Genomic DNA, 12,288 nt, shown 5'->3' with positions numbered 1-12,288 from the left:
GCTTGGATACCTCTCCATATGGCTCCCCTAACAGGGCTCGGACCTGTGACAACTCGATTAACCGTCGAGTGCTCTACCAACTGAAATAACAGGGAATATGCTTAAGAGATCACTCTCTGAAAACGAGGTATGTGTTTTGTTTTTCGTTGTCTCGAACATCTCTAAATAAACGAGGGTCTGGTTCAAAGCGGTCGATATAAGTGCTTCAAAAAAGAGGGAGCACATAACCTGCTCCCTTCACTTACAACTTCACTTCTGCAATCTTAACTTCATATGTTTCAACCGTTCATCTTTTGGCACAGCATTGTGATGCTTGCTAGCGTCATCTTAGACGTTAGACTACATTGTCCGCCTCAATTCCCGTTTATTAGTACACGTGCCGAGCTTATCCGATTTATCGCTTATCCTTAGTACGAACTGTTTTCATATTGGGCTGTTCCAGTTGGATTAGAATTTTACCAAACCTTGCTCCGCGTGAGAAGGTCACCGTACTATCCTTGTACGTATCCCGAATATACTTCTCAGCCAGTCTGAGAGAATCTTCATCCGATGGTAACTCATACGTATTAAGCCATTCTGGCAGCTTCTCTACAACCTCTTCCACCGGTATTTCAAATGAGTTAACTTCTTTCGTAATGATCATGGTGTATGAATACCCCTTCAGATACAACAATTGTTGGATATACCCCATATCGCCGACCTTGTGTGAAGAAGTTACACCCAGTACATCCTTAAGTTCATCCATTAGTGTGTGTTCCTTCTGTCCCGCCATAGTACTTATATACACATACTTCCGGGCGCAATTAATCGCCTGCTCAATCGTTTCCCAATCCGACATTGCTGGACACATGGATGCAAATGCAAAGTCATATTTTTTCTCCCAACCCTTATCCTTAATGGAGATTTCCTCATATCGTTCGTTTACGATTTCGATATTGGATTCCAAAGATGAAGGTATCGTCTCTTTCATAAGGGAGACAAGCAACTCCGAAGGCTCAACTGCGGTCACACTTGCCCCCTTTTCCGCAAAAGGAATCGTAAATATGCCTGAGGCTGCTCCAATGTCCAAAATGGATAACCCTGCAAATTCTACACCCTGATTCTCAATCCAGCCCATAATGCGCTCAGAACGCTGCTTTCCTTCTTCAGTGAACGACTGTGCATGATAATCCCTGGCCCACCGCCCAAATGCTTCTTCTGTATTAGAGGGGACGCTTTTCTTCTTATAATTTGAACTTCTCGGACAATTCTTCCATGCCTCTTCCCATACAGAAAGATCAAATAACAGATCGGTATCCGATACATTTTTTCCATCAGTCACTCTACTTCACTCCTCTACATTAAAGACTTTACTTATCTACAATATACTTTATATAATCATACGTCAATCTTTAACTCTAGATTTTCTTACTGCACATAAATCGTTTCATATAAAATAAAAATAACCCTACACATTGCATAAGCAACATGTAGGGCTATTCAATATACCGGCGAGAGGACTCGAACCTCCACGGTTTCCCACTCGATTTTGAGTCGAGCGCGTCTGCCATTCCGCCACGCCGGCATATGCTGGAGGCGCCACCCAGATTCGAACTGGGGATAAAGCTTTTGCAGAGCTGTGCCTTACCACTTGGCTATGGCGCCATATTTTGGAGCGGACGACGGGAATCGAACCCGCGACCCTCGCCTTGGCAAGGCGATGCTCTACCGCTGAGCCACGTCCGCATAATGGCTGGGGATATAGGATTTGAACCTATGCATGACGGAGTCAAAGTCCGTTGCCTTACCGCTTGGCTAATCCCCAATAAAAAATGAAAAAACAAAGGGGCGATCGAGGGGAATTGAACCCCCGAATGCCGGATCCACAAACCGGTGCGTTAACCACTTCGCCACGATCGCCACAAAAGGTTATTTTCTAAAAATTTAATTGGCAGGGGCAGCAGGAATTGAACCCACACCAACGGTTTTGGAGACCGTTGTTCTACCTTTAAACTATGCCCCTAAAAACTGGTGGAGGATGATGGATTCGAACCACCGAACCCGTACGGGAGCAGATTTACAGTCTGATGCGTTTGGCCACTTCGCTAATCCTCCAGGATTACATGGTGCCGGCGAGAGGACTTGAACCCCCAACCTACTGATTACAAGTCAGTTGCTCTACCAGTTGAGCTACACCGGCATATTAAATTATTTTAAAAATGGTGGCTCGGGACGGAATCGAACCGCCGACACGAGGATTTTCAGTCCTCTGCTCTACCGACTGAGCTACCGAGCCATAATAAAGTCTAATCTTAATTCCTTACACTTTATATAGGGCATCAGTGCCATACAGCAGATGTAGTGAACAGTTTGCCTCATGTAAAGATTAAATGGCGGAACCGACGGGATTCGAACCCGCGATCTCCTGCGTGACAGGCAGGCATGTTAGGCCAACTACACCACGGTTCCAGATCACTTTCTCAAAGGAAAGTATAATTGCGGGGGCAGGATTTGAACCTGCGGCCTTCGGGTTATGAGCCCGACGAGCTACCGGGCTGCTCCACCCCGCGTCGTTATAAAAGTTATATGGTGGAGGCTGAGGGGATCGAACCCCCGACCCTCTGCTTGTAAGGCAGATGCTCTCCCAGCTGAGCTAAGCCTCCGAACAACACATTTATGATCATACCATAATCTTGTTGTAAAAATCAACTTCTTTTTTTGAAGTTATTATGACCCGTAGGGGATTCGAACCCCTGTTACCTCCGTGAAAGGGAGGTGTCTTAACCCCTTGACCAACGGGCCTTAATATTATGGCGGAGAGAGAGGGATTCGAACCCTCGAGACGCTTGTGACGCCTACACGATTTCCAATCGTGCTCCTTCGGCCAGCTCGGACACCTCTCCATATGGCTCCCCGAACAGGGCTCGAACCTGTGACAACTCGATTAACAGTCGAGTGCTCTACCAACTGAGCTATCAGGGAATATGCTTCAGAGATCGTTCTCTGAAAACTAGATTCGAAACGAAACATGCGAATTATCACTTGCTAATTGGATAAGCCCTCGACCGATTAGTACTGGTCAGCTCCATGCATTGCTGCACTTCCACCCCCAGCCTATCTACCTCGTCGTCTTCAAGGGGTCTTACATACTGGGAAATCTCATCTTGAGGGGGGCTTCACGCTTAGATGCTTTCAGCGTTTATCCCGTCCGTACATAGCTACCCAGCGGTGCTCCTGGCGGAACAACTGGTACACCAGCGGTACGTCCATCCCGGTCCTCTCGTACTAAGGACAGCTCCTCTCAAATTTCCTACGCCCACGACAGATAGGGACCGAACTGTCTCACGACGTTCTGAACCCAGCTCGCGTACCGCTTTAATGGGCGAACAGCCCAACCCTTGGGACCTACTTCAGCCCCAGGATGCGATGAGCCGACATCGAGGTGCCAAACCTCCCCGTCGATGTGGACTCTTGGGGGAGATAAGCCTGTTATCCCCAGGGTAGCTTTTATCCGTTGAGCGATGGCCCTTCCATGCGGTACCACCGGATCACTAAGCCCGACTTTCGTCCCTGCTCGACTTGTAGGTCTCGCAGTCAAGCTCCCTTATGCCTTTGCACTCTTCGAATGATTTCCAACCATTCTGAGGGAACCTTTGGGCGCCTCCGTTACTCTTTAGGAGGCGACCGCCCCAGTCAAACTGCCCACCTGACACTGTCCCCGCACCGGATTACGGTACCAGGTTAGAACCTAGATACGATCAGGGTGGTATCCCAACGTTGCCTCCACGCAAGCTGGCGCTCACGTTTCAAAGGCTCCCACCTATCCTGTACAGATCGTACCCAAATTCAATATCAAGCTGCAGTAAAGCTCCATGGGGTCTTTCCGTCTTGTCGCGGGTAACCTGCATCTTCACAGGTATTAAAATTTCACCGGATCTCTCGTTGAGACAGCGCCCAAGTCGTTACGCCATTCGTGCGGGTCAGAATTTACCTGACAAGGAATTTCGCTACCTTAGGACCGTTATAGTTACGGCCGCCGTTTACTGGGGCTTCGGTTCACAGCTTCGGATTGCTCCTAACCACTCCCCTTAACCTTCCAGCACCGGGCAGGCGTCAGCCCGTATACTTCGCCTTACGGCTTCGCACAGACCTGTGTTTTTGCTAAACAGTCGCTTGGGCCTTTTCACTGCGGCCCCCTCGTGCTATTCACACTACCGGGGCACCCCTTCTCCCGAAGTTACGGGGTCATTTTGCCGAGTTCCTTAACGAGAGTTCTTCCGCGCGCCTTAGAATACTCTTCTCGCCTACCTGTGTCGGTTTGCGGTACGGGCACCTTCACCTGGCTAGAGGCTTTTCTTGGCAGTGTGAGATCATGACCTTCGCTACTACAATTTTCGCTCCCCATCACAGCTCAGCCTTACAATGTGCGGATTTGCCTACACATCAGCCTCACTGCTTAGACGGACATCCATCAGTCCGCGTCACTACCCTACTGCGTCCCCCCATTGCTCATAACGGCTTACGGTGGTACAGGAATTTCGACCTGTTGTCCTTCGACTACGCCTTTCGGCCTCGCCTTAGGTCCCGACTTACCCTGAGCGGACGAGCCTTCCTCAGGAACCCTTAGGCTTTCGGCGGATCAGATTCTCACTGATCTTTTCGTTACTCATACCGGCATTCTCACTTGTATAATGTCCAGCGCTCCTTACGGTACACCTTCAACCCTTATACAACGCTCCCCTACCCCTGATGCAAAGCATCAAGCCATAGCTTCGGTGGTGTGTTTAGCCCCGTTACATTTTCGGCGCAGAGTCACTCGACCAGTGAGCTATTACGCACTCTTTCAATGGTGGCTGCTTCTAAGCCAACATCCTGGTTGTCTGTGCAACTCCACATCCTTTCCCACTTAACACACACTTGGGGACCTTAGCTGATGGTCTGGGCTGTTTCCCTTTTGACAATGGATCTTAGCACTCACTGTCTGACTCCCGGAAGTAAGTCTATGGCATTCGGAGTTTGACTGAGCTTGGTAACCCTTGCGGGCCCCGCACCCAATCAGTGCTCTACCTCCACGACTCTGTTTTCCGAGGCTAGCCCTAAAGCTATTTCGGGGAGAACCAGCTATCTCCGAGTTCGATTGGAATTTCTCCGCTACCCCCACCTCATCCCCGCATTTTTCAACATGCGTGGGTTCGGGCCTCCAGTGCGTGTTACCGCACCTTCACCCTGGACAGGGGTAGATCACCCGGTTTCGGGTCTACGTCCACGTACTATGTCGCCCTATTCAGACTCGCTTTCGCTGCGGCTCCGGCTCTTCACCTTAACCTTGCACGGGAACGTAACTCGCCGGTTCATTCTACAAAAGGCACGCCATCACCCCTAAAACGGGCTCTGACTTTTTGTAAGCACACGGTTTCAGGTTCTATTTCACTCCCCTTCCGGGGTGCTTTTCACCTTTCCCTCACGGTACTGCTTCACTATCGGTCGCTAGGAAGTATTTAGCCTTGGCAGATGGTCCTGCCGGATTCATACGGGGTTTCACGTGCCCCGCACTACTCGGGATCCGTCTCGGAGGGAACAGACTTTCAACTACAGGGCTTTTACCTTCTTTGGCGGGCCTTTCCAGACCTCTTCGCTTAACCGGTTCCTTTGTAACTCCATGTGAGACGTCCCACAACCCCAAAGAGCAAGCTCTCTGGTTTGGGCTTCTCCGCGTTCGCTCGCCGCTACTGACGGAATCACTATTGTTTTCTCTTCCTCAGGGTACTTAGATGTTTCAGTTCCCCTGGTATGCCTCACACTAACCTATGTATTCAGTTAGGTGTAACTGGAAATTACCCCAGCTGGGTTTCCCCATTCGGACACCCCCGGATCAAAGCTTGCTTACAGCTCCCCGAGGCAGTTTCGTTGTTCGCCACGTCCTTCATCGGCTCCTAGCGCCTAGGCATCCTCCGTGTGCTCTTAGTAGCTTAACCATTTTGTTCCGGTTTTGACTGCTCGCTTCCCTTGTTTTGCTTGCGCAAAGCCAAAAGTCGCTCCCATCCAATACCATCACAAAAGCAATTTGACTACCGTTTTTATTGAAACTTGTTTAACACAAGTTCAGCTAAAAAGGAATGTTCTAATTCGCGTTTGTTTCGTTTCGATATCTAGTTTTCAAAGAACAAGCTCCATGCAAAAGCAAGCTGTTTGAGAGTTTGAGCTCTCAAAACTGAGCAACGAGTGAGTGTTTTGCAGCTAAGCTGCATATTTGAATGTTTCCGTTGCAGGAAACGATTCTCCATAGAAAGGAGGTGATCCAGCCGCACCTTCCGATACGGCTACCTTGTTACGACTTCACCCCAATCATCTATCCCACCTTCGGCGGCTGGCTCCTTGCGGTTACCCCACCGACTTCGGGTGTTATAAACTCTCGTGGTGTGACGGGCGGTGTGTACAAGACCCGGGAACGTATTCACCGCGGCATGCTGATCCGCGATTACTAGCAATTCCGACTTCATGCAGGCGAGTTGCAGCCTGCAATCCGAACTGAGACCGGCTTTGTTGGGATTGGCTCCATCTCGCGATTTCGCAGCCCGTTGTACCGGCCATTGTAGTACGTGTGTAGCCCAGGTCATAAGGGGCATGATGATTTGACGTCATCCCCACCTTCCTCCGGTTTGTCACCGGCAGTCTATCTAGAGTGCCCACCCGAAGTGCTGGCAACTAAATATAAGGGTTGCGCTCGTTGCGGGACTTAACCCAACATCTCACGACACGAGCTGACGACAACCATGCACCACCTGTCTCCTCTGTCCCGAAGGAAAGATACATCTCTGTACCGATCAGAGGGATGTCAAGACCTGGTAAGGTTCTTCGCGTTGCTTCGAATTAAACCACATACTCCACTGCTTGTGCGGGTCCCCGTCAATTCCTTTGAGTTTCAGTCTTGCGACCGTACTCCCCAGGCGGAGTGCTTAATGTGTTAACTTCGGCACCAAGGGTATCGAAACCCCTAACACCTAGCACTCATCGTTTACGGCGTGGACTACCAGGGTATCTAATCCTGTTTGCTCCCCACGCTTTCGCGCCTCAGCGTCAGTTACAGCCCAGAGAGTCGCCTTCGCCACTGGTGTTCCTCCACATATCTACGCATTTCACCGCTACACGTGGAATTCCACTCTCCTCTTCTGCACTCAAGTCACCCAGTTTCCAGTGCGATCCGGGGTTGAGCCCCGGGATTAAACACCAGACTTAAATGACCGCCTGCGCGCGCTTTACGCCCAATAATTCCGGACAACGCTTGCCCCCTACGTATTACCGCGGCTGCTGGCACGTAGTTAGCCGGGGCTTTCTTCTCAGGTACCGTCACCTTGAGAGCAGTTACTCTCCCAAGCGTTCTTCCCTGGCAACAGAGCTTTACGATCCGAAAACCTTCATCACTCACGCGGCATTGCTCCGTCAGGCTTTCGCCCATTGCGGAAGATTCCCTACTGCTGCCTCCCGTAGGAGTCTGGGCCGTGTCTCAGTCCCAGTGTGGCCGATCACCCTCTCAGGTCGGCTACGCATCGTCGCCTTGGTGAGCCGTTACCCCACCAACTAGCTAATGCGCCGCAGGCCCATCCCCAAGTGACAGATTGCTCCGTCTTTCCAGTTTCCTTCAGGCGAAGGAAACAACTATTCGGTATTAGCTACCGTTTCCGGTAGTTGTCCCAAACTTGAGGGCAGGTTGCCTACGTGTTACTCACCCGTCCGCCGCTAACCATCAGAGAAGCAAGCTTCTCATCAAGTCCGCTCGACTTGCATGTATTAGGCATGCCGCCAGCGTTCGTCCTGAGCCAGGATCAAACTCTCCAATAAAGTATTGAAAAGAGCGATAAGCTCATTTTGAATCTGACGAGATTTAAAATCTCATTTGTGCTCCAGTCGATCCAAGCCAAGGCTTGGATCGACCTTTCGCGTTCATTCTGCAAGCAGAATGTTTACTCACTCGTTGTTCAGTTTTCAAAGATCAAACACGATTTGTTTCACTTCTTTTTCGTCTCAACCAAGTTTCGGCGGCGACTTAAATAATGTAACACATTTCGTTTGTTTTCGTCAAGAACTATTTTTGATTTCTTTTTTCGAAGCTTAAGTTCTTCACTTTTCCTCTGAAGAATTTATCGTTTGTTGACGATAATCTCGTTTGAGGAACGAAATATAATGTATCATATATCGTGAATCAGAGTCAACCTCTTTTTATAAATTATTAAACAAACAAAAAAGGAAGGTTTCCCCTCCCTTATGTGATCAATATAATGTCAGGCCTCTGGAGAAGGTTATGCCTCAATCCAATACCGAATTTCCCTACCCTCTCCTTCGATCGATGGCCATCCTGCCGATTCTTTTACAATAGAACGAAAGACCAGCTTACGTATAACCAAAGGCAGATCTTCTCGAACAAATCTTAACTGCGGATGATGAACAAGTTCATTCATGCTCCACGGCTCCTTGCGACTTCTTAACACACGCAGCAGCAGTTCTGAGCATTCACTCATTTTGGACATTACGGAAAACTCACAGGCAAGCAGGACAAGCTCTACTCGCTGCTCTAGCGTCTCCGAGCTTACGGTAAGCTCTTGATATAGTTTCCATAAAGCGCGATCCAGATTCTGCACATGTGTCCAGACGGCATGATCCGGGTATATCCCCTGTTCAATCAATACAATTCTTGCCCAGTTCCCCAGAGCCTCTAATACATTGTAGTAGGCGTCTACAACATGACCTTCCTGAATATGACGTTTGGCCTCCACATACATTCTCAAGAAACTGGTGAATTCATGAAGCAGCTTCTGCTCACGCAATTCTGCCCCAAAGGTAGACAGTTCTTCTCGCAAATCACTTAAGGCGCTATCCGCTTCCCAGATAATCTCACCTTCAATCAGACACTGGGTGAGATTATTATGATTCCCGGTTACTACACTACTCTTTAATTCATGACGGCTCGCATAGATCATCTGATAACGAAGATCACCATATCTGTAATGTCCCACCGCCGACTTCAATTGATCATCATTATGAACAACAAGTACTAATAATTCGAAATCTTGAATTAGGGAGCCGTGGAATCGCTCTCCCGGGTGGGAATAAGCGATAGCCCCAACTGCCCCTGTCTCTTCCGACTGTTCGGACAAAAAAGCAAGGTTCTTTAATTCCACGATTCCCTCCATACATTTCATGGCAGATAAGCGCCAAGTCAGTTATAATGTAATTCTACATCCAGACTGAAGTTTCCTTCTTTTCCAGGTCCAATACTACTCATACGATAGGAGCATTTTTCATGATTTTTAAATCAGCAAAAATTAATGCTTTTCGCACTTGGGGATTACTACTGACCATGCTAGGTATGGGCCTAATGATACTGGGAACAGCCGGGATTGTTTTTTGGGGACATGCAGGCAAGGTATTCGCAGCTGTAGGACTTGTCATCGGACTGATTGCCATGATGGCCAGTCTAGCCATTTATTTCTGGGCGGGTATGCTCTCCACCAGCGCAGTACAAGTCGACTGTCCGGAATGCGGGAAGTTAACCAAAATGCTTGGCAAAACAGATCGTTGTATGTTCTGTCATACCATCCTCACCCTAGACCCTAATAAGGCCAATATGACCAGTCAACAACTGAAAGCGCCTTCTACACAAGCTCCCCCCACCGATGGTTAGCACAAAATGATCTCCAACGTTAAATGTTTTACCTTAATTTCATTGAAGAACAAAAAAAGGCCCGGTATGTTTACCGGACCTTTTTGGACTTGGCTTATAAGTAAGCCCTTGTTGCTGTTATCAATAGCCAAGATATGAAATTATGTTATAAGTTCTACGATCAATAAAACGCTAGACTGCACGTATGATGGTATCCAAGGAGAAACTTTGAGCTTAGCGAAAACAAATTGAACCAAGCAGACACTCTGAGTTCGAGTAAATTATTTCTGGTAACCGGCCTGCTTCAATACCTCCCATGCAGAAGCATTAGCAAAACTCCGATTCCATGCTGCTACTCCGCCCAGCTTCAACGAAGCAATCAAATCCACCCGCGCCTGAAGGGACACGGCATCTTCGATCCATATTTTCTTGGTAGCTCCGTCTTCCTTATATTCCACATAGTTCTGTCCACTTGCCTGATCCAATTCAGGTTTGAGTTTCTTCTCTTTGATCAGCTCCACGATGGTATTCATGCCCACCGCTTTGGAAGACACTTTAACCTCACCCTGATCATTCGTCTCTTCCGTCCATATCCGTGTATAGAGCGGAACCGCCATGATCAACTTGTTAGAAGGGACTTCATCCTCCTCAAGTATACGTCTCATGGAAGCCTCGGTCCAAGGCAGAGATGCAACCGAACCTGCCTTAGGACTGGCCGCCCAATGTTCATCATAAGCCATCACAATAACATAGTCTGCAAAAGAACCTAATGCACGGCGATCCAGAAAGGCAGACCACATCTCACTGTTTGATTTTGGTGTTACATCGATTGATAACATCAATCCATGTATACGAGCCATCGCCTTGATCTCGCGCACAAACTGCGTAATATTCGGCCCGTCATCGGTATACACGTTCTCAAAGTCGATGTTGATACCATCCAGTTGATACGTCTGTGCATACTCTAACATCTGCTCAATAATATGCGTGCGTGTCTCGTAAGAAGCTACTGCTTCTTTGGTAACGTCCGGATCAAAGCTGTTATCCATGAGTCCCCATACTTCCATACCCGAACGGTGAGCCCAGTTCACATAAGCTTGGTTTCCCTTGCTTTTCACAGTACCCTGTCCATCCGTAATATGAAACCATGTGGGGCTGACCACATTCACACCGGGCATTTTACCGATAGAGCCCACATCAGGCTGACGATTGTACACGGCTTCCCAAACCAGATTTACCGGTTTATTCTGCCACTTCTTCTCTGCTGCAGTCAGCGTATACTTGGGCAAGTCCACCTTCTTTTTCTCAGTGAGGACAATATAATCATTATCTACATATCCGGCATATCCATTATCGAGTTGAACAAAACTCTGTTTATCACCCGTCTGCCATACACGTACCCTTGCATCCTTTTCCATATCGGCAATGATTGGTGAGGATTCTCCCCCACGTTTATATAATGGCACGGTCTTGTCCGCTTTGGATGATAATGTATCAATCTCTGCATACTGTATCATGTCTCCTCCACGCATCAGCAGCACAGCACCTGTTACTGAATCTTCCTGTACGGTTATGCCATATACTTCTTTCAAAGGTTTGAGTGGAATATAGGCTTCTCCGTCTTTAACCTCAGGCTTAACTGTCATAGGATAATCTTTGTGATTAAGTTCTGCTTGTGTGCTCCCATCTTTCATATGAAGGACTCGCTGAGGAGAGGCAATAATGATATCTCCCGATTCTGATTCATAACGTATGCCTTCATCAATCGCTTCTTGCAGCACATCTACAGGCAACTTGAGTTGATCTCCTGTACCCAGAGCGTCTCCATCCATCAGTTGCCCGTCTACAAAAATAGGCTGGCTTCTTCCTACCCAGTCGGGGTCTTCATGGGTCTGGTTCAACCATACATTTGTTATAAGCCAGTAAGCCCCCCCGGCGATCAGACAAGCCCCGAGAAAACCGGGCCAAAATGAACGTCGCTTCTGACGTGTATATCTGCTTTTTCTACCCAAACGTCTACCTCCGTTAATTATGCTGATCATAAGGATGTGCGCATAAGTTGTTATAAAATGAGCATTTTTCATAAATGCTAAAAAAAAAACGTGAAGAATCCATACTGAATTCTGCACGTTAATATTGTAATTCAACTCTCTTAATCCCTGCAACTTTTGCAAACTCCATATACTTCCAATCGGTGACCGTGTACTTCGAATCCTGTACTAGACTCCGCCTGAAGCTCTACACTTTTGAGTGAAGGATAGCTGAAGTCTTCAATCTTGCCGCATTGATCACAGATAACATGATAATGATCCGTCACATTGGCATCGAAGCGACTTGAATTATCTCCGTATGTCAATTCCCGGACCATGCCAGCTTCCAGAAACATCTTCAAATTATTATATACCGTTGCCACGCTCATACTGGGAAATTGGGGTTCAAGGGCTCGGTAAATTTCATCGGCTGTCGGATGCCCCATGGATTCCATCAGATAGTTCAATATGGCATGACGCTGGGGTGTAATACGGACACCGGTCGTTTTCAGATGCTCCAACGCATGTTGGACACGTGTTGCCATAAAACCCACCGCCTTACCTTTCATTCTCTGGTGAAGAGTAAGTTACTGTCTCCTCGCTCAGAGTTGATTCCCGGCC

General features: G+C 48.1%; 5 protein-coding genes, 16 tRNA genes and 2 rRNA genes. 1 reads left to right on the top strand and 22 read right to left on the bottom strand.

Annotated features, from left to right (window positions below; all coding sequences use genetic code 11):
* Positions 1-19: 19 nt before the first annotated feature.
* The 20 genes from NSQ38_RS10245 to NSQ38_RS10150 form a co-directional block, all read right to left on the bottom strand.
* Positions 20-96 (bottom strand) — tRNA-Asn (locus NSQ38_RS10245).
* A gap of 298 nt (positions 97-394) precedes the next feature.
* Positions 395-1,321: a methyltransferase domain-containing protein gene (locus tag NSQ38_RS10240; RefSeq protein WP_339788941.1), complete on the bottom strand. Its 927-nt coding sequence runs from the start codon at positions 1,319-1,321 to the stop codon at positions 395-397.
* Positions 1,322-1,485: 164 nt separating this feature from the next.
* A tRNA-Leu gene (locus NSQ38_RS10235) sits at positions 1,486-1,564 on the bottom strand.
* A 6-nt stretch (positions 1,565-1,570) separates the two neighbouring features.
* Positions 1,571-1,644: transfer RNA gene (locus NSQ38_RS10230), tRNA-Cys, on the bottom strand.
* Positions 1,645-1,650: 6 nt separating this feature from the next.
* Positions 1,651-1,725: transfer RNA gene (locus NSQ38_RS10225), tRNA-Gly, on the bottom strand.
* A 4-nt stretch (positions 1,726-1,729) separates the two neighbouring features.
* Positions 1,730-1,804: transfer RNA gene (locus tag NSQ38_RS10220), tRNA-Gln, on the bottom strand.
* A gap of 22 nt (positions 1,805-1,826) precedes the next feature.
* Positions 1,827-1,899: transfer RNA gene (locus NSQ38_RS10215), tRNA-His, on the bottom strand.
* Between the two features lie 29 nt (positions 1,900-1,928).
* Positions 1,929-2,002 (bottom strand) — tRNA-Trp (locus NSQ38_RS10210).
* A gap of 6 nt (positions 2,003-2,008) precedes the next feature.
* A tRNA-Tyr gene (locus NSQ38_RS10205) sits at positions 2,009-2,094 on the bottom strand.
* A gap of 9 nt (positions 2,095-2,103) precedes the next feature.
* Positions 2,104-2,179, bottom strand: a tRNA-Thr gene (locus tag NSQ38_RS10200).
* Positions 2,180-2,199: 20 nt separating this feature from the next.
* Positions 2,200-2,275 (bottom strand) — tRNA-Phe (locus NSQ38_RS10195).
* Positions 2,276-2,370: 95 nt separating this feature from the next.
* Positions 2,371-2,448 (bottom strand) — tRNA-Asp (locus NSQ38_RS10190).
* Positions 2,449-2,475: 27 nt separating this feature from the next.
* A tRNA-Met gene (locus NSQ38_RS10185) sits at positions 2,476-2,549 on the bottom strand.
* A gap of 17 nt (positions 2,550-2,566) precedes the next feature.
* Positions 2,567-2,642: transfer RNA gene (locus NSQ38_RS10180), tRNA-Val, on the bottom strand.
* A 67-nt stretch (positions 2,643-2,709) separates the two neighbouring features.
* Positions 2,710-2,781: transfer RNA gene (locus NSQ38_RS10175), tRNA-Glu, on the bottom strand.
* A 9-nt stretch (positions 2,782-2,790) separates the two neighbouring features.
* Positions 2,791-2,882: transfer RNA gene (locus NSQ38_RS10170), tRNA-Ser, on the bottom strand.
* A gap of 3 nt (positions 2,883-2,885) precedes the next feature.
* A tRNA-Asn gene (locus NSQ38_RS10165) sits at positions 2,886-2,961 on the bottom strand.
* Positions 2,962-3,028: 67 nt separating this feature from the next.
* Positions 3,029-5,954: ribosomal RNA gene (locus NSQ38_RS10160) — 23S ribosomal RNA — on the bottom strand.
* Positions 5,955-6,265: 311 nt separating this feature from the next.
* Positions 6,266-7,818, bottom strand: a 16S ribosomal RNA gene (locus NSQ38_RS10155).
* The 16S and 23S rRNA genes sit together here with 15 tRNA genes alongside, the layout of an rRNA operon.
* A gap of 458 nt (positions 7,819-8,276) precedes the next feature.
* The gene (locus NSQ38_RS10150; RefSeq protein ID WP_240768309.1) at positions 8,277-9,155 is read right to left on the bottom strand and encodes a nucleotidyltransferase-like protein; all 879 of its coding nucleotides are present in this window, start codon (positions 9,153-9,155) and stop codon (positions 8,277-8,279) included.
* A 122-nt stretch (positions 9,156-9,277) separates the two neighbouring features.
* Here NSQ38_RS10150 and NSQ38_RS10145 point away from each other — a divergent pair, with 122 nt between their 5' ends.
* A complete protein-coding gene (locus tag NSQ38_RS10145) occupies positions 9,278-9,658 on the top strand; it encodes a DUF2614 family zinc ribbon-containing protein (RefSeq protein WP_017692307.1) in 381 nt (126 codons plus the stop codon).
* 260 nt (positions 9,659-9,918) lie between these two features.
* Here NSQ38_RS10145 and NSQ38_RS10140 read toward each other — a convergent pair whose 3' ends face one another.
* Together NSQ38_RS10140 and perR are read right to left on the bottom strand one after the other, a co-directional pair.
* On the bottom strand, positions 9,919-11,649 hold the full coding sequence (locus tag NSQ38_RS10140; RefSeq protein WP_133387133.1) for a glycosyl hydrolase family 18 protein: 1,731 nt from the start codon (positions 11,647-11,649) through the stop codon (positions 9,919-9,921).
* A 140-nt stretch (positions 11,650-11,789) separates the two neighbouring features.
* Positions 11,790-12,212, bottom strand: a complete 423-nt coding sequence (gene perR / locus NSQ38_RS10135; RefSeq protein ID WP_026081471.1) for a peroxide-responsive transcriptional repressor PerR — start codon at positions 12,210-12,212, stop codon at positions 11,790-11,792.
* Positions 12,213-12,288: the final 76 nt, after the last annotated feature.

Origin of the sequence: Paenibacillus sp. FSL R7-0313 (assembly GCF_037969885.1) — a bacterium.
Classification (GTDB): domain Bacteria; phylum Bacillota; class Bacilli; order Paenibacillales; family Paenibacillaceae; genus Paenibacillus.
This window is presented reverse-complemented; position numbering and strand designations above follow the sequence as displayed.